The following is a 15,959-nucleotide window of genomic DNA, read 5'->3' as shown; positions in this document are numbered from 1 at the left end:
CAGGCTCCGTTCTCAGTGGGTTTCCTGGTCAAGCTGGTCGAGGAGGTCCAACAGGCGCTGCTTGTCCTTCGCGGGCAGCTCGCGGTCGGGGGGCATCTGGAAGCCGACGATCTTGGCCTGGGCGGGGTTCGGGTCGATGCGGTCGAGCATGGGGCTGGTCTGGTCCGCGACGAGGTCCTTGCTGAAGACGTCGAAGCGGATGGCGCCATGGCAGCGGTAGCAGTACTTGTTCAGCAGACCCACCAGCTCCTTGTCCTCTGCCTTGGAGGTCCACTTCAGCGGGGTGGGGGTCGGCTTGCGCGTGCTGTGGAGCGGGTGGTTGAGGTTGGCGAACTCGAAGCCGCGCGTGATGAGGTCCGGCTCCGGCTGGACCGAGCTCTGGTGCAGCTGCAGCCACTTGTCGGTGGCGGCGAGCTGGAAGCTCTGGTTGTTGATGCGCCGCGCCATGTCGGCGATCTCGCGGTTGAGGGTGCGAATGATGTCGAAGGCCGCGGCGTACTGGGGCGACTTCGTGTCCTTGCCGGCGTCGAACAGGACGGCCGGAGCGTCCGGCCTGGCCAGGGCGGGGAAGTCGCCATCCGTGAGGCGGTCCATCCAGTGGTCCGTGTCCAGGAGATTGAGGATGGCCTGGCCCTTGAGCGAGCCGTGGCAGGTGTCGCACCCATTGGGCACGAAGTAGGGCGCCGCGCCGGCCGTGTCACCCGCGGCGACCAGGTTGCCCGCGTCGAAGAAGGCATCGAGCTGGTAGGAGAGCTTGTAGCCCTTGTCCGAGGGACCGAAGTCCACCCAGTAGATGCTGTCGACCTCCGCGCACTCCTCCTTGGTTGCCTTGCAGTGGGTGACGAGGGCCACCTGGGTGTTGACGGAGCCGTTCTTCATGTTGCCAGGGGTGACGATCTTCACCTTGCCCCATGGGGAGTCCTTGAGCTGTTCGGTGGGCGGGGTGCCGCCATAGGGGCTATGGACGGGGGGGCTGGTGAAGTGGTTGAAGAGGATCCACGCGCTCTGCACGTGGTGCTTCGCCGCCTCGGAGTTGGGGCGGGAGTTGATGCGCACCAGGCGGCGCCAGCCGATGTTGCGCTTCTCGGGAGCCACGGCGAAGTTGACGATCTTGGGCGCGAAGAAGCGGGAGACGAGGATGTCCCCCTTCTGGCGGGGAGGAGGGGTGGTGCCGCCGGAGGTGGGCTCGACGACGGTCCACTGATTGCCGATGCCGGTGTGATAGGTGGTGACGCCCTGCGCGCTGTCGGGGCGGTGCAGGTAGTCCCCCTTCCACGACTTGAGCATGAGCTTTCCGTTGGTGGACTCGGCCGTCCAGTCGTTGCCGGGGCCCGTGTGCCAGGTGGTGATGCCCTGCGCGCTGTCGGGGCGGTGCAGGTAGTCCCCCTTCGACGACTTGAGCCGGACCTTGTTTCCCACACACTCGGCGGTCCAGAGGTTGCCGGTCCCCGTGGACGCGGAGGTGACACCCTGGGCGGTGTCAGGACGGTTCAGCGAGTCGCCCTTCCACGACTTGAGCTCGATGGACTTGCCACAGTAGGGGAAGGCCGGCGCAGGGGCCGAGGTGGGCTCGACGACGGTCCACTGATTGCCGATGCCGGTGTGATAGGTGGTGACGCCCTGCGCGCTGTCGGGGCGGTGCAGGTAGTCCCCCTTCCACGACTTGAGCATGAGCTTTCCGTTGGTGAACTCGGCCGTCCAGTCGTTGCCGGGGCCCGTGTGCCAGGTGGTGATGCCCTGGTTGCTGTCGGGGCGGTGCAGGAAGTCCCCCTTCGACGACTTGAGCCGGACCTTGTCTCCCACACACTCGGCGGTCCAGAGGTTGCCGGCCCCCGTGGTTGAGGTGGTGACTCCCTGGGCGGTGTTGGGACGGTTCAGCGAGTCGCCCTTCCACGACTTGAGCTCGATGGACTTGCCACAGTAGGGGAAGGCCGACGCAGTGGGCGGGTTGGAGCCGCCGCCCATCAACTTCTCAGGGGCCTCGAACTCCACGACCTCGGGAGAGAGCTCCGAGTAGCCGAGATAGTTGAGCATCTCCTGCATGTTGGCCTTCGACTCGACGGTCGCCGGCGTGAGGAAGTTCAGCGTCTTGGCGAGTTTCTTGTAGTAGGCCGAGGCCTCCGCCGCGCTGCCGTTGTTGAGAGCACTGGGCTTGGCCGGGGGGGCGGAGGGCTGGGCGGCGGCTGTCGAGCCCAGCAGCAGGAGCGCGGAGAAGAGGCCCGCCCGCACGTGGCCACCTCGGTGGCGCGGGCGGGTGGGGGATGAGACATGGCGGGGAGGTTGATGGAAGGACATGCGGTTCTCCGGCTCAGGTGCTCTGCGGAACCAGCAGGGTGCACGGGAGGTGCCAGGGTGATGCGCCGCTGGGAAGAAGGCTCTCGCGAGGAGAGCGCGTCGTGGTTTTCCCTGGGGGGCACATCAGGAGGGAGGGCTGACGCGTCAGCGCGACGGGAGACGCGTCAGCAGCCGCGGTTGACGCGTCAGGCAGGCGCTATCAAAGGGCGTCCATGCCCCGCGAGCGTGGTGCTGGAGGCAGCACCCCCAAGCAGGTGAGGAGGAGGCGAGCGTGGCGCTTGAAGCAGCGGCCAGCAAGGAGCCGATGAAGGAGAGGACACCGCGAGTGGACTGGGCAGAGTTGCTCAGCAGGACGTTCGACTTCGACGTGTTCAAGACGCAAACGGCAAAAACCCCATCCGCTTCTCGCTCCACCGCCGGGTTTTCAGGCTGCCCAGGCGCTCGTCGGCTTCGCGCGTAGCCGCCCAGCCAGGCGCGCCATGTCCTCAGCAGCAGAGGCCGTCAGGCGAGCGGGATGGGCAAGCGTGTTTGGAAAGTGAAGTGGAAGGCGCGCCCGGCCCCGGACGGCGAGGAGCGGCTGAGCAGGGCCGTCAGGCTGCTGCTGGAGGCAGCCCGCAGCGGCTCGTCGGCAAGAAGGACAGGCCCCGGGGCCGCATCATGCAGCCAGGAGCCAAGGGGCGAGGAGGACGCCCAGGAGGAGGGCCATGACGCAGAGAGCGGCACTGTATGCGCGCGTGTCGACGACGCGCCAGCAGGAGGAGAGGACGGTGGCCTCGCAACTGGCGGCCTTGGAGAAGGCCGCTGAGGGCATGGGGCTGGTGGTGGCCGCCGAGCACCGCTACGTGGATGAGGGCTACAGCGGCTCACGCCTGGACAGACCCGGCCTGGATGCGCTGCGGGACGCGGCTGCTGACGGCTTGCTCGACCTGGTGCTGGTGTACGCCCCCGATAGACTGGCTCGCAACTACGTCCACCAGCAGGTTGTCCTGGAGGAGTTGGGCAAGCGAGGCGTCCAGGTGCACTTTCTGGAGCGGCCCGTCAGCCAGAAACCCGAGGACCTGCTGCTGGTGCAGATGCAGGGCGTGATTGCCGAGTACGAGCGGGCCAAGATTCTGGAGCGCACGCGCCGTGGACGCCTGCACAAGGTGAAAAGCGGGCAGATGCTGCCCTTCTACAATCCCCCGTACGGCTACCGGGTAGTGCGCACGCCCCAGGTGCCGCAGGGCGTCGTTGTCGTCGACGAAGTGGAGGCCACACACGTGCGGCAGATGTACCGCTGGGTGTTGGAGGAAGACCTCAGTGCACGCCAGGTAGCCAGGCGCCTCAATGCCCAAGGTGTCCGTCCGCGTAAAGCCAGCCTGTGGCGCCAGTCCACGGTGTATACCCTTCTCACCAATCCGGCCTATGCAGGCATGGCTACCTACGGCAAACGCGAGCCGGTGGAGCCCACCCGGCCACGCCACCCTGGCAAGTACCGCAAGAACCCCAAGAGCAGCCACCGGGCGAGGCCCAGGGCGCAATGGCTGCTGGTGCCTGTGCCAGCCCTGGTGGGAGAACAAGAGCAGCGCGAAGTGCGAGAGCGTCTGGCGCGCAACAAGCTGCTGAGCCCGCGCAATGTCCGCCACGACTACCTGCTGCGCTCGCTGGTGGTGTGCGGCGGGTGCGGTTTGAGGATGGAATGTCACCGCCTGACCCATCGCCAACGACACCCCTACGAGTACCACTACTACGCCTGCCAGCGTCGGTCCGCCGTGGACACCGGCCGCGCCGAGCGTTGTACCGCCCGGCGCGTGAGAGCTGAGGAACTGGATGCGGTGGTGTGGAAGGCTTTATGTGATTGGCTCAAGCAGCCGCAAATGCTTCAGAAGGAGGTGGACGCCTGGCAGGAGCGCCGTGAGACCTCGCAGGCCGCGCACCAGGAGAGAGCGCGGCTGGAAGGGGCCTGTCGGCACCTGCAGGGGCAGATTGACCGGCTCATCGACGCCTACCAGCAGGGAGCAATCGAGGTAGAGGAGCTCAAGGTCCGGCGCGAGCGGCTGGAGGCCTCGCTTCAGGCCACGCGCGCGCGAGTCGAGCACCTGGAAGCTCAACACGCCGAGGGTGCACGCATGGAGAGGCTGGGGGCCGACCTCGAGGCCTTCGCCGCGGCCATCCGGGACGGCTTGGAGGCGCTCGACTTCGCCGGGCGCCAACGGCTCGTCCGCTTGCTCGTCGAGCGGGTCATCGTGCTGGGGGAGGACGTCACCATCGAGCATGTCGTCCCCCTCTCCGGCCGTTTTTGTCGTTTGCGTCCTGATGATCGACGTGTTCGCCTGCGTGAGGTGTGGAGGCAGGCGGCGGCTCTTGGCGTACGTGAAGGGGGCCCCCGGGGGGCGGGCAATTCTGGAGCACCTGGGCTTGCCCTCGGCATGTGCCAGCTTGGCCCCGGCACGAGGGCCACCCCAGGCCGCGTGGTGTTGAGCCTCAAGAGGCGCCAAGAGCTCCAGGCCCCTGCCACGCTCCTGATGGCAGCGCGGTCTGGACTGGCGTGTACCCCAAGGGGGCTGCGCGGCCTGTCCACCGGACGGGCGCATCACTCGGGCGGCCCCTTCAGCGGCCCTCCTCCGCCCCTCTGCACCCTCCCTCCCCCTCACCAGGGCCCCCTTCCCTCTTATGCGTTCTGCCCGGCTGCATCCACGTGAGCGAGTCCGCCTACCTGGCCCTGCGCGAGCGCTTCGTCTTCGAGCCCCGCGGCAGGGTGGACATCAAGAGCATCGGAACGGTGAACACCTGGCTGCTGACGGGCGCGCGGGGCGGTTGAGCCCGCCCCGGGCGGGACAGAGGCCGCTCAGGGCTCCACGCAGGTGAAGCTCTCCGCGCGCGTTTCGTCTCCCGAGCCGGTGTAGCGCGGATAGCGCGGGTACTTGCACACGGGACGCGAGAGGACGGACTCGCCCGTGGCGCTCCGCTTGTGGGCCACCAGCTTCGTCTGGGACGGCGGCACCCCGCGCTCCACCCAGCCCTCCAGCGCGGAGAGGAGATCCACCTGGGAGGGCCCGGCACCGCCGCTGCAGTGATTGACGCCGGGAGCGGGGAAGTACTCGACGAAGGTGTCCGCGGCCTCCTGTCCTCCCGCCGCGCGGACCAGGGCCTCGTAGTACGCGTCCGTGCCCCGCTGGGTGATGATTCCGTCGGAGCCGCCATGCCGGAGGATGAGCTTGCCGCCGCGCGCCCGGAAGCGGCTCAGGTCCGTGTCGTTGGCGGAGACGAGTGCCGTCACCGCGTCGATGCGGGCGCGCCACTCGGAGGGCTTGAAGCTCAGCGCGTCGAACGACGGGTCCTGGGTGATGAAGTAGCGGATGAGGTCCTGCGAGAAGAGGTGGCCCGCCGAGTGCTCGAGCTTCCCGTCCTCGGAGAGCCACGGGGACCAGCCGCCGGGGTCCACCGCGTCGCCCGGACCCCAGCCCCGGTGCAGCGTCTTGCCGTCGAGCACGTAGGGCGCGGCGAGGGCCCGGGCCGAAGCCACCTGGGCAGGCGTCAGGCAGTCGTTGCCTCCAGCGCCCTGGCATTGGACGACGGCGGGGTCGAACGGGCACGCGGTGGGGTGGGAGATGATGCCGTCGGCGAGCCCATCCTTCGCGTCACACGCCGCGAGCAGGGCCCGGCCCAGGTTCGCGAGCTGCGCGGGCGAGGCCATGGCGCCGGGTTGGACGAGCCGTTGGGTGTGGTGGTTGAACGCGAGCATCATCTCCACGAAGTCGTAGGCCGGGGCGTGGACGATGATTCCGTCGAAGTCCTCGGGCCAGCGCTGCGCGGAGCTCAGTCCCTCGCGGCCGCCATTGGAGCAGCCCTCGAACCAGGTCTTCGTGGCGTCGCGGCCGTAGTGCTCGCGGATGAGCGCCCGCGCGACGGGCAGCACGCGGTGGACGGACAGGAAGGCGAAGTCGTCGAGTTTGGCGGGGTCCGCCGCGAACGAGCCCTCCAACACGCCTCCGGTATGGCCTCCATCCGAGGCGACGGAGGCATAGCCTCTCGCGATGTACTCGTCCCCGGGGATGATGAAGCCGTCATAGCCCCCACCCCCGTTGTAGACCGTGCGGCCATTCCACGCGGTGGGCAGCCGGACCTCGAAGTGGAGCGAGGGCGGCAGCATGCCCTTCAGCTCGCAGTATTCCGGCAACGCGCTGGTCGCGGCCACGAGGGTGGAGCCGGTGAGCGTGGCCCCCTCCACCGTCCTGGCGCGAAGGCCCTCGCAGGGCGTCCGCTGGGACATGGCGGAGGGAGGGGGGTGTGTGCACGCGGCCCCACTCAGCAGGAGCAGGGCGAGCGCGCGCGGGAGGGTCCGGGGATCCTGTCTCATGCCCCGAGCCTACCGGGGCTCGGGGCTCCACGCAGGTGAAGTGCGCGGGAAGTGCCGGCCCCGAACCGTGGCCTAGGCGGCCCGATGCGCCTCCGGGGCCTCGTTACCGTGCCCGCTCTCACCGGGCGCGGTGTGCGAGGCGGCGAACTGTCCACTCAGCACGGGCAGCGCCACCTTCACCGCCACCGTCAGCACCATCAACCCAAAGGCCCAGATGCCCGCGGTGATCTTCCACTCGGTGAGGGTGGGCACGTATTCCACCACCTCGTGCAGGGTGCTCGGGACGAAGCCGGGGATGATGAGGCCCATTCCCTTCTCGATCCACACACCCACGAAGGCCAGGGCGCACGCCAGGTTGAGCAGCCCCACGTGACGCCGCGTGGCCGGCAGGTGCACCACCACCGCCGAGGCGAGGTTGAGCGCCACCGCCGTCCAGATCCACGGCACCAGCCCATGGTGCCCATGCGCGCCGAAGAACAGGTAGCGCACCGCCGTGGCGTGCGAGCCGCCCGTGTAGAGCGCGGTGAACATCTCCGAGCCCAACATGAACAGGTTGAGCAGCACCGTCACCCGCATCACCGACGTCAGCGTGCGCAGCGGGCCCTCGCCGATGGGCAGCCCCGTGAAGCGCCGGATGACCTGCAGCAGCACGATGACGAACGCCGGGCCCGTGATGAACGCCGACGCGATGAACCGGGGCGCCAGCAGCGCCGAGTTCCAGAACGGCCTGCCTCCCAGTCCGCTGTAGAGGAACGCCGTCACGCTGTGGATGCTGATGGCCCAGAAGATGGAGAGGAAGACGAACGGCAGGTACCACTGCTTGCGCGGCTTGCGGCCCAGGAACTTCATGTAGATGAGATAGCCGCAGATGTGCAGGTTGATGAACAGGTAGCCGTTGAGCACCACCACGTCCCACGACAGCATCGACACCGGCCAATTGAACCGGCCGAGCCCCGGCATGATGTGCCAGAAGCGGTCCGGCCGCCCCAGGTCCACCACGATGAACAGGAGGCACACGAAGATCGCCGCGATCGCCAGCAGCTCGCCGATCAGCGTGACGTCGTGCATCTCGTGGTCATGGTACAGGTACGCGGGGATGACCATCATCACCGCGCCGGCCGCCAGTCCCACCCCGAAGGTGAAGTTGGCGATGTACAGGCCCCAGGAGACGTGATCACTCATCCCCGTGAGGGCCATGCCCTCGGCCAGTTGGTGCGCCCAGGCATTGGCACCCACCAGCGCGATCGCGGTGAGCACCGTCATCCACGTGTAGAAGCGCCAGCTCCCGTCCGTGCTCATCCACAGGAGCCGGCCCAGGAACCGCGGGTAGTCGAGCAGGTGTCGGGTGGCGGCCATGGCTCACTTGTCGAAGAAGTAGAAGAAGCGGGGCCGCGTCCCGAGCTCTTCCTTGAGCACGAAGACGCGCTTGTTCTCGAGCACCCAGCGGATGGGACTCTTCGGATCCAACAGGTTGCCGAAGACCCGCGCTCCAGTGGGGCAGGCCTCCAGGCACGCGGGCAGCCGCCCCGCCCGGGTGCGGTGCAGGCAGAAGGTGCACTTCTCCACCACCCCCTGCGGACGCACGCGGTTGGAGAGGTAGCCCTGGTCCGGATTGAGCTCCTCGGGTGGAATCTCCGGCTTCGTCCAGTTGAAGCGCCGCGCGTGGTAGGGGCACGCCGCCTCGCAGTACCGGCAGCCGATGCACCAGTTGTAGTCCACCACCACGATGCCATCCGGCTCCTTCCACGTCGCCTGGATGGGGCACACCTTCACGCACGGCGCGTTGTCGCACTGGTGGCACTGCACCGGCAGGTAGTACTTCCCCTCGGCCGGCACCGGGTGATCGTAGTTCGCGTTGCCGTGCTCCAGGTCCAGGCTGCCCTGCTGCATTTCCAGCACCCGGATGTACGAGTTCCCCGTCTTCCGATCGTGGTTGTTCTCCTGGTGGCAGGCCTCGGCGCATTTGCGGCAGCCGATGCACACGCTCAGGTTCAGCGCGTAGCCGAACGACACGCCCTCCTGCGGCGGCAGATCCCGGATGTCCACGTCCCGGCCGTACTTCTGTTTCGCCTCGGCCTTCAGGTGGACGAGGATGCGGGCCATCTCGTCGCGCGTCAGCTCCTTGTAGTGCTTGCGCAGGAACTCGTCGACGCTCAGGTCCTGGGTCCACTCGGTGAGCGGCGCCATCGCATGGGCGAAGGCCGCGGCCCCCAGCGTGGCCCCGGCGCCCTTCATCACGGTGCGGCGGGAGAGGATGTCACTCATGGCCCTGGGCCTCCTTCGTGTCCAGCCCGCCCTGGGTGGACGGGTTGCGCGGAGGCATCACCGGATGTCCGCCCGCGTACTTCGGGGTGTGCGGGTCGTGGCAGCTCACGCAGTTGTTCCGCGTGCGATCTCCCCTCGACAGGTCCCAGTGGCCCGTCATGCCGCCGTGTGCCCCCGCCTTGAAGTCGCGGTACTGCGGCCCGTGGCACTGCGCGCACAGCGTCACCACCTCCGTCATCGGCAGCGGCTCGCCCGTGGCCAGGTGCAGTGAGCGCGGCTGGCTGGCCTGGTGGCACGAGGTGCAGGCGAGCTCACCGTGGCGGAACTGGAGGCCCTGGTGGAACTCCTTCAGCTCCTCGGGCCGCGAGGGCATCGGCTTCGTCTCGCGCAGCGAGTGGCAGCTCTCGCACGACACGCGAAGGGGCCGGCCCAGGGCGTCCTTCTGAGCGCTCTCCACGGAGGTGAGCTTCGCCGGCTGGTGGAGGGTCTCCTTGCCGGTGGGCGCGCCCGGGGGCGGTTGGAAGCGAGCGGGCTGATCCTTCCCACAGCCGCCAAGGGCGAGCAGCACGGCGGCGAGTGCCGGGCACATCCATCTGTCGAGAGGACTCTCCACGAAGGTCCGCACAAAGCAGCGTCCGTGCCAGCACGGCCCGTCCCTGTGCGTCCGCTGTGAAGGCGTGCCGGTCCGCCTGCCTGCCCGCGAAAAAGCTGCATCACAGAGGCCGCATTGAGCGCAGGGTTTGCGCCGCGCCCGCGGCCGCCCCCCGCGCGCTGGGGTGGTCCGCCTCTTGCTCCAGGGGGACATGCCCGAATGGACGGAGCCTGTATGCCTATCAGCAGTCTGGTGCTCACCCTCGATGCCTCTCCCGAACTGAGGGCGAGCGTGCTTCGTGAAGTCGCCCGAGATCCGCGCATCACCCTGGGCCCTGCCCTGGAGGAGCGCTGGCTGCCCGTGGTGACGGAGACCGGCAGCCTGCCCGAGGGCGAGGCACTCGCCGAGTCCCTGAGGGACTTGCCCGGAGTGAGCTTCGTGGACGTCGTGATGGTGGATTTCTCCGAGGAGGAGCGCTGACCATGGATCGCCGGGACTTCCTCAAGGGCACGGCCATGACGGCGGCGACGCTGGCCGCCAGCCGCCTCGCGTATGGGCAGGACAAGGCCCCCGTGACACCGGTCGCTGTCCCCGGTGGCCAGGGCGTGCAGTGGAACAAGGCGCCCTGCCGCTTCTGCGGTACCGGCTGTCACGTGCAGGTGGGCGTGCAGAACGGCAAGGTGGTGGCCATCGCGGGGGATCAGCAGGCGCCGGTGAACAAGGGGCTGCTGTGCGTGAAGGGCTACCACGTGGGGCTCGCCCTTTATGGGAGCGACCGGCTCACCACGCCGCTCCTCAAGAAGGGCGACAAGCACGTGCCCATCTCCTGGGAGGAGGCGATCGACATCGTCGCCCGCCGCGTGCTGAAGGACCCCAAGGGCTTTGGCCTTTATGGCAGCGGCCAGTGGACCATCCCCGAGGGCTATGCCGCCTCGAAGTTCATCAAGGGCGGTCTGGGGACGAACCAGCTGGATGCCAACGCGCGGCTGTGCATGTCCTCGGCGGTGACGGGCTTCCTCGCCACCTACGGCGTGGACGAGCCCGCCGGTTGCTACGACGACCTGGATGCCTGCGACGTGCTCATCATGTGGGGCAACAACCCCGCGGAGATGCACCCCGTCCTCTTCTCGCGCGTGATCGACCGCCGCTCACGCGGGGAGAAGGTGACGCTCATCGACATCGGCACGCGCAAGACGCGCACCAGCGGCTTCTGCGACCACTCGCTGCGCTTCAAGCCGAACACGGACCTGGCCATCGCATGTGGCATCGCCCACCTGCTGGTGGAGAACGGCACCTACGACAAGGCCTTCGTCGAGGCCAATTGTGCCTTCCGCGCCCCCAGCACGCCCGCGGCGCTCGAGGGCAAGGCCATCTCCTTCGAGGAGTACCGCGAGCTGCTGAAGCCCTACACCCCGGAGAAGGTGGAGGAGCTTTCGGGCGTCCCGGCGAAGGACCTGCGGATGCTGGCGGACCTGTTCGGCCGGCGCGACGTGCGCATCACCAGCCTGTGGTGCATGGGGATGAACCAGCACACCCGGGGCACGGCCATCAACAACCTGGTGCACGGGCTCCACCTGCTCAGCGGGCACTTCGGCAAGCCGGGGGACGCGCCCACCAGCCTCACCGGCCAGCCCTCCGCGTGCGGCACCGTGCGCGAGGTGGGCACGCTCGCCCATGCGCTCCCCGGTGGCCGCGTGGTGGCCAAGGCCGAGCACCGCGCGCAGATGGAGGAGATCTGGAACGTCCCCAAGGGCCGCCTCCACGACAAGCCCGGCTACCATACGTTGGAGATGTGGAAGCGTTTCTCCACGCCCACCGAGCAGGGCGGGGACATCCACACCATCTGGGTCCAGGTCACCAACCCCGCGCAGACCCTGCCCAACACCCACAAGCTGGTGGACCCCAGCCGCAAGCTCGCCGACAAGTTCCTCATCGTCTCGGACGTCTACCCCTCGGCCACCGCGCGCATCGCGGATCTCATCCTCCCCTCGGCCATGTGGGTGGAGAAGAACGGCATGGTGGGCAACTCCGAGCGGCGCACCCAGCAGTGGTTCAAGATGGTGCGGCCTCCCGGTCAGGCCCGTGACGACGCCTGGCAACTCATCGCCGTGGCCCACCGGCTCCTCGAGCTGGGCTTCGAGGGCATGAAGGACAAGGACGGCCGCTTCCTCTTCGAGGTGAAGGGCAGGGACGGCAAGCCCGTGCCCCTCTGGGACTTCGCCCACTACTACGACGTCAACGTGGACGAGCACCTCTTCGAGGAGTACCGGAAGACGACCCGCATCAAGCACAAGGACCTGGCGCCCTATCAGGAGTACGTGAAGGCGCGGGGCCTGCGCTGGCCCGTGGTGCAGCAGCCGGATGGCAGCTGGCGCGAGACGCGCTTCCGCTTCGCCGGGTTCGATGACCCCTATGTGAAGAAGGGGCGCGACATCCAGTTCTACCACTCGACCACGCACGACGATCGGGCGCAGATCTGGTTCAGCCCCTACGAGCCGCCTCCCGAGTCCCCCGACACCGAGTTCCCCTTCTGGCTGTGCACCGGCCGGGTCATCGAGCACTGGCACTCGGGCACGATGACCATGCGGATTCCGCAGCTCCAGCGCGCCATGCCCCAGGCCTATGTGGAGATGAATCGCGCCGACGCGCGGCGGCTCGGGGTGGGCAATGGGGAGCAGGTGACGGTGGAGACGCGGCGCGGGAAGTTGGATCTGCCCGTGTGGGTCGGCGGCCGGGGGGAGCCGCCCGAGGGCTCGCTCTTCGTCCCGTTCTTCGACGAGCGGCTGCTCATCAACGGGCTCACCCTCGACGAGCACGATCCGTTCTCCAAGCAGCCGGACTACAAGAAGTGCGCGGCGCGCGTGCATCGGCGCGAGCGCGTCGCGGAGAAGCAGGGATGAGCCCCGGGGGCGGACAGGGCAGTGGCCTCGGGACGCGCTGGCTCCACGTGGGCGCCGCCGTGGCGGTGGCGTTCGCGGCCACCGGCTACTTCGCCGGCCTGCGTGCGCCGGAGATGCCCGCGCGTCCGGTCGCCTCGGATCCCCACGCGCAACGGGCGGAGCGCGCTCCGAGCTACAGTGAGCTGCGCGAGCAGCGGCGGGGGGCCAACGCGCGCATGTACGAGGGGGCCCTCGAGTCCCTGGCGGAGGCGCCGTTCCCGGTGAAGCCCCTGCCCATGGCCACCCCCGAGCAGCGCGCCCAGGCCGTGGCCGTGCGCCAGGACCACCGGGCCTACGACGGGGCGCCTCCCACGATTCCCCATGAGATCGACCAGCGTGAGGTCCCCGGCTGTCTGGCCTGCCACGGCGAGGGGATGAAGCTGGGCAACCGGGTGGCTCCGAAGATCAGCCATCCGCCGTACCAGAGCTGCACGCAGTGCCATGTGGTGGGGGACTCGCCGCGCCCGTTGGTCCAGTACCAGGACCGTCCGGGGAACGGCTTCGTTGGACTGGCCTCGGCCGGAAGGGGCGAGCGCGCGTGGCCGGGGGCTCCGCCGACCATGCCCCATCCGACGCTCATGCGGGACGACTGCACGAGCTGCCATGGGCCCCGGGCCCTTCCCGGGCTGCGCACCTCGCACCCGGAGCGGCAGAACTGCCAGCAGTGCCACGGCTCCTCGGCGCGGCTCGATCAGCGTGCCGGTGGGGCAGGGGGGCCCGATCTGGCCATGGAGGCACGGCCATGAGTTCCCAGACGACGCTCAGCCGCCGTGCGTTCCTCGGGTTGCGCCGGAGCCAGGAGGCGCCCACGACTCCGGTAGAGCCAGCTCCCGTGTCCGCTCCCGCCGCGCCCGAGCCCGGCTTCTCGCTCGAGGCGTTCTATTCCTCCCGGGCGCGGTCGGGTGAGACGACCGGACGCGAGCTGCCGGTGTTCTCCTTGCGCGAGGGGCTCTTGACCGCGCGGGTGCGTCCCCAGCAGTGCCTCGCGTGGCAGGGCTCGTTCTGCAGCACCTGCTCCGAGCGCTGCCCCGTCGAGGGCGCCATCACCCTCGAGTCGGGCCGTCCACACGTCGAAGAGGCGCGGTGCAACGGCTGCGGCCTCTGCGTCCAGGTGTGTCCGGCTCCGCTCAACGCCCTCGAGCTCCTTTCTTCCCCCCAGCAGGTCCCAGGTTCATGAGGACAGGTATCCGCCTCGCGAAAGCTTCTCCCGAGAACATCACGCTCCCGCAGTTGCAGGACGCGATCCTCGATGCGGAAACCCTGGAGCAGTTGTTCCGGGACATCCAGCGCTGTGCCGTGGTGGACGAGGTGTTGCTCAAGGGCGGCGCCGCGGTGATGGCCTCCGAGAAGTCCGTTCCGCTCGCCGACGCCGAGCAGGCGCTCCGGGAGAAGCAGGTGGCCGGTGTGCAGATCCGCTATTGGTACGAAGGAGCGAGCTGGTGGGACACCCTGATGCACACGCCTCGGGGGGTCCGGTTGATTCGCATCGAGCACCGGAGCGGGGGGTGACAGCCCCGCGTGTACCTCGCCGGGGGCATGCTGCCCATGCTCCCCGAGGAGCTCTCGACGAACTGGCTCAGCCTGGTGCCCGGTGAGGATCGGCTGTGCCTCACCGTGGAGCTGCGCATCGACCCCGAGGGGCACGCCGCTGCGCGTGCGCGTGGCCTCCACCGACGAGCAGCAGGGCCGTGTCGAGCTCGCGCTCGCCGGGTGAGCCCCCACGCCTCAGGGCACGGGGGTGATCGTCCCCAGCTCCACACCCACCTCCTGCTGGACGGCCAGGGTCCGCCGGACAGGTGCATACGGGGAGCCAGGCTCGGCCAGCTCGAGCGTCATCGTTCCCGTGCTGTGGATGGGCAGGAAGAACCTGCCTTCTTCGTCCTCATGCTCTTCGCCATTGAGGTGGAAGAGCATGATGGGCGAGCCATCCGCGCGGACGAAGCGGCCCCTGACACCAGCAAGCCGTGGGAGAACGAGGCGCACGTCCCGATCACCGGGCTCCAGCGGGAAGCTCCTGCTCACACCATCCCGTGACGCATCCAGATAGCCATCCTTCCAGACGTGCAGCGTGAGCTGCTCACCCGAGATTCCCTGGAAGGTGAAGCGGCCGTTGGCGTCGGTGAACACGCCGAGAGAAGGATCGCTGCACGCCGGCGTATGCAAGGCGGGCAACACGGTGAGGTGAGCATCTGGGATGGGTTGGCCACTCCGGTCCACCACGACGCCGGAGAGACGCCGTCCCACCTCGAACCGCAGCCGCACCTGAGCGCCGCCCCTCCCCACGTCGAGCCCCTGGGAGGTGGCATGAAGGATGTCGCGGTGCTCCAGCTCGGCGGCGATTCGATACCGGCCCTCGGCGGGAGCCTCGAGCGAGAAACAGCCCTGGCGATCCGTTCTGCTCTCGGTGAGAACACGCCCACGCGTGTCGGATGCGTCGGGCCAGAGGCTCACCCGGACATACGGCAGCGGCCCCCCCGCCTCGTCCACGACCTGTCCCGTCACGGGGAGCAAGCGCTCGGCGAGGATGCGCTGGCTCGAGGGGGCGGCAACCTCCAGCACCTGTTTCACCATCTTGCGGCCACCGGCCTCGAGCCGGTAGGTCCACCCGCACTCCAGCCACCGGCTCACCCGCGCGCAGCACGCGGCCCACGATCCGCCGCGGGCGGGACAGGGTGATGGGATCGCGCTCCTCCTCGCCCTCATAGCCCAGGAACCACTCCTCCGAGGCCAGCAGTCCTTCCTTCGCGATGACGAGCGCGTAGTCGCCAGGAGGCATGGGACCCAGGCGGTAGCGGCCGCCCTCATCGGTGACTGTCTCGAAGAAGCGGCTGTGCGCCTTGAAGACGGCGGTGACGAGTGCCCCCGGAACGGGAGCCTTCAACTCATCCACGACACGGCCCGACAGCCGCACACCCGCCACGAGCCGCAACTCCACACCTTCCTCCCCAGCAGCCACCCCGTGCCGCAGTCCCGTCCCCCCGGCACTCTCCACCCAGAGCGAGTACGAGCCCGCATCCAGCCCCTCCAACGTGAAGGTGCCGTCCTCCCGCGTGACCGCGCGCGCGAGCACGGGCACCTCGCCCTGGCGCTGCGCCACCAGGGACAGCAACTGCTCGCCCCCCAACCTCCAGCCACAGTCGGGCGTGTCCTGACCGGCCGCCCGTTCCCTACAGCTCAGCGCCGAGAGGGACTCACCCACCACGGGAGCCGAGGCAAGCACCACCGCCCCCGGCACGGGGCCATTCGGGCCCCGCACGGTGCCTCGGATGGGGAGGCGCGCGGCCATGGCCGCGGGGGACGCGGCCTGGAACAGACTCGAAGGAGCGGTGCTGAAGCGGAAGCTGGACGCGCGGGTGCTGGCCGAAGCGCCCCCGGGCGTGGCTCCAGGCGTATCCCGGAAGGCCAGCCACACCCCCAGGCCCAGCACCACGAGCATCGCTCCAGGCACCCAGCCACGTCGCATGCAGCCCCTCCCCGCGTGCCTCCCTCGAGCGCCGCGTCAGGAGGGAACCATAGCGCAGCGCTCGGG

General features: G+C 68.8%; 13 protein-coding genes and 2 pseudogenes. 8 read left to right on the top strand and 7 right to left on the bottom strand.

The window, feature by feature from the left end:
• Positions 1-12 precede the first annotated feature (12 nt).
• The gene (locus OV287_RS14460) at positions 13-2,295 is read right to left on the bottom strand and encodes a fascin domain-containing protein (RefSeq protein WP_267534601.1); all 2,283 of its coding nucleotides are present in this window, start codon (positions 2,293-2,295) and stop codon (positions 13-15) included.
• Positions 2,296-2,999: 704 nt separating this feature from the next.
• Between OV287_RS14460 and OV287_RS14455 the strand changes: the two genes are divergently transcribed.
• On the top strand, positions 3,000-4,976 hold the full coding sequence (locus OV287_RS14455) for a recombinase family protein (RefSeq protein WP_267534600.1): 1,977 nt from the start codon (positions 3,000-3,002) through the stop codon (positions 4,974-4,976).
• Positions 4,973-5,095, top strand: coding sequence for a hypothetical protein (locus tag OV287_RS14450; protein ID WP_267534599.1), 123 nt, complete (start codon positions 4,973-4,975; stop codon positions 5,093-5,095). The genes OV287_RS14455 and OV287_RS14450 overlap by 4 nt, the downstream gene beginning before the upstream one ends.
• 27 nt (positions 5,096-5,122) lie before the next feature.
• Here the strand turns inward: OV287_RS14450 and OV287_RS14445 are convergent, their stop codons facing one another.
• From OV287_RS14445 to OV287_RS14430, 4 genes are all read right to left on the bottom strand, one after another.
• Positions 5,123-6,634, bottom strand: a complete 1,512-nt coding sequence (locus OV287_RS14445) for a tannase/feruloyl esterase family alpha/beta hydrolase (RefSeq protein WP_267534598.1) — start codon at positions 6,632-6,634, stop codon at positions 5,123-5,125.
• Positions 6,635-6,706: 72 nt separating this feature from the next.
• A complete protein-coding gene (gene dsrP / locus OV287_RS14440; RefSeq protein WP_267534597.1) occupies positions 6,707-7,990 on the bottom strand; it encodes a sulfate reduction electron transfer complex DsrMKJOP subunit DsrP in 1,284 nt (427 codons plus the stop codon).
• 3 nt (positions 7,991-7,993) lie between these two features.
• Positions 7,994-8,899, bottom strand: coding sequence for a 4Fe-4S dicluster domain-containing protein (locus OV287_RS14435; RefSeq protein ID WP_267534596.1), 906 nt, complete (start codon positions 8,897-8,899; stop codon positions 7,994-7,996).
• Complete coding sequence (locus tag OV287_RS14430) at positions 8,892-9,488, bottom strand: hypothetical protein (protein ID WP_267534595.1); 597 nt, start codon at positions 9,486-9,488, stop codon at positions 8,892-8,894. Before OV287_RS14430 ends, OV287_RS14435 begins: the two co-directional genes overlap by 8 nt.
• A gap of 237 nt (positions 9,489-9,725) precedes the next feature.
• Between OV287_RS14430 and OV287_RS14425 the strand changes: the two genes are divergently transcribed.
• From OV287_RS14425 to OV287_RS56420, 6 genes and pseudogenes are all read left to right on the top strand, one after another.
• Positions 9,726-9,971 carry a hypothetical protein gene (locus tag OV287_RS14425; RefSeq protein ID WP_267534594.1) on the top strand — a complete coding sequence of 82 codons (246 nt, stop codon included), beginning with the start codon at positions 9,726-9,728 and terminating at the stop codon, positions 9,969-9,971.
• Between the two features lie 2 nt (positions 9,972-9,973).
• The gene (locus OV287_RS14420; RefSeq protein WP_267534593.1) at positions 9,974-12,391 is read left to right on the top strand and encodes a molybdopterin-dependent oxidoreductase; all 2,418 of its coding nucleotides are present in this window, start codon (positions 9,974-9,976) and stop codon (positions 12,389-12,391) included.
• A complete protein-coding gene (locus OV287_RS14415; RefSeq protein WP_267534592.1) occupies positions 12,388-13,176 on the top strand; it encodes a nitrate reductase cytochrome c-type subunit in 789 nt (262 codons plus the stop codon). Before OV287_RS14420 ends, OV287_RS14415 begins: the two co-directional genes overlap by 4 nt.
• Entirely contained in the window at positions 13,173-13,607 is a 435-nt protein-coding gene (locus tag OV287_RS14410) for a 4Fe-4S binding protein (RefSeq protein WP_267534591.1), read from the top strand. The genes OV287_RS14415 and OV287_RS14410 overlap by 4 nt, the downstream gene beginning before the upstream one ends.
• On the top strand, positions 13,604-13,939 hold the full coding sequence (locus OV287_RS14405) for a hypothetical protein (protein ID WP_267534590.1): 336 nt from the start codon (positions 13,604-13,606) through the stop codon (positions 13,937-13,939). The genes OV287_RS14410 and OV287_RS14405 overlap by 4 nt, the downstream gene beginning before the upstream one ends.
• A 9-nt stretch (positions 13,940-13,948) precedes the next feature.
• Positions 13,949-14,062 (top strand): annotated as a pseudogene (locus OV287_RS56420) (RNB domain-containing ribonuclease); the annotation flags it as partial.
• 93 nt (positions 14,063-14,155) lie between these two features.
• Here the strand turns inward: OV287_RS56420 and OV287_RS14400 are convergent.
• Together OV287_RS14400 and OV287_RS56415 are read right to left on the bottom strand one after the other, a co-directional pair.
• A complete protein-coding gene (locus OV287_RS14400) occupies positions 14,156-15,058 on the bottom strand; it encodes a carboxypeptidase-like regulatory domain-containing protein (RefSeq protein WP_267534589.1) in 903 nt (300 codons plus the stop codon).
• 154 nt (positions 15,059-15,212) lie between these two features.
• Positions 15,213-15,716: pseudogene (locus OV287_RS56415) on the bottom strand (carboxypeptidase-like regulatory domain-containing protein); the annotation flags it as partial.
• Positions 15,717-15,959: the final 243 nt, after the last annotated feature.

Source organism: Archangium lansingense, from assembly GCF_026626635.1.
Taxonomy (GTDB): domain Bacteria; phylum Myxococcota; class Myxococcia; order Myxococcales; family Myxococcaceae; genus Archangium; species Archangium lansingense.
The sequence above is the reverse complement of the archived record's forward strand: the minus strand, read 5'-3'. Positions and strand labels throughout refer to the sequence as shown.

Bases quoted from the DNA above. Each gene is read 5' to 3' on its own strand.
- OV287_RS14460 (WP_267534601.1), bottom strand. From the start codon at position 2,295: ATGTCCTTCCATCAACCTCCCCGCCATGTCTCATCCCCCACCCGCCCG.
- OV287_RS14455 (WP_267534600.1), top strand. From the start codon at position 3,000: ATGACGCAGAGAGCGGCACTGTATGCGCGCGTGTCGACGACGCGCCAG.
- OV287_RS14445 (WP_267534598.1), bottom strand. From the start codon at position 6,634: ATGAGACAGGATCCCCGGACCCTCCCGCGCGCGCTCGCCCTGCTCCTG.
- dsrP (WP_267534597.1), bottom strand. From the start codon at position 7,990: ATGGCCGCCACCCGACACCTGCTCGACTACCCGCGGTTCCTGGGCCGG.
- OV287_RS14435 (WP_267534596.1), bottom strand. From the start codon at position 8,899: ATGAGTGACATCCTCTCCCGCCGCACCGTGATGAAGGGCGCCGGGGCC.
- OV287_RS14430 (WP_267534595.1), bottom strand. From the start codon at position 9,488: ATGTGCCCGGCACTCGCCGCCGTGCTGCTCGCCCTTGGCGGCTGTGGG.
- OV287_RS14425 (WP_267534594.1), top strand. From the start codon at position 9,726: ATGCCTATCAGCAGTCTGGTGCTCACCCTCGATGCCTCTCCCGAACTG.
- OV287_RS14420 (WP_267534593.1), top strand. From the start codon at position 9,974: ATGGATCGCCGGGACTTCCTCAAGGGCACGGCCATGACGGCGGCGACG.
- OV287_RS14415 (WP_267534592.1), top strand. From the start codon at position 12,388: ATGAGCCCCGGGGGCGGACAGGGCAGTGGCCTCGGGACGCGCTGGCTC.
- OV287_RS14410 (WP_267534591.1), top strand. From the start codon at position 13,173: ATGAGTTCCCAGACGACGCTCAGCCGCCGTGCGTTCCTCGGGTTGCGC.
- OV287_RS14405 (WP_267534590.1), top strand. From the start codon at position 13,604: ATGAGGACAGGTATCCGCCTCGCGAAAGCTTCTCCCGAGAACATCACG.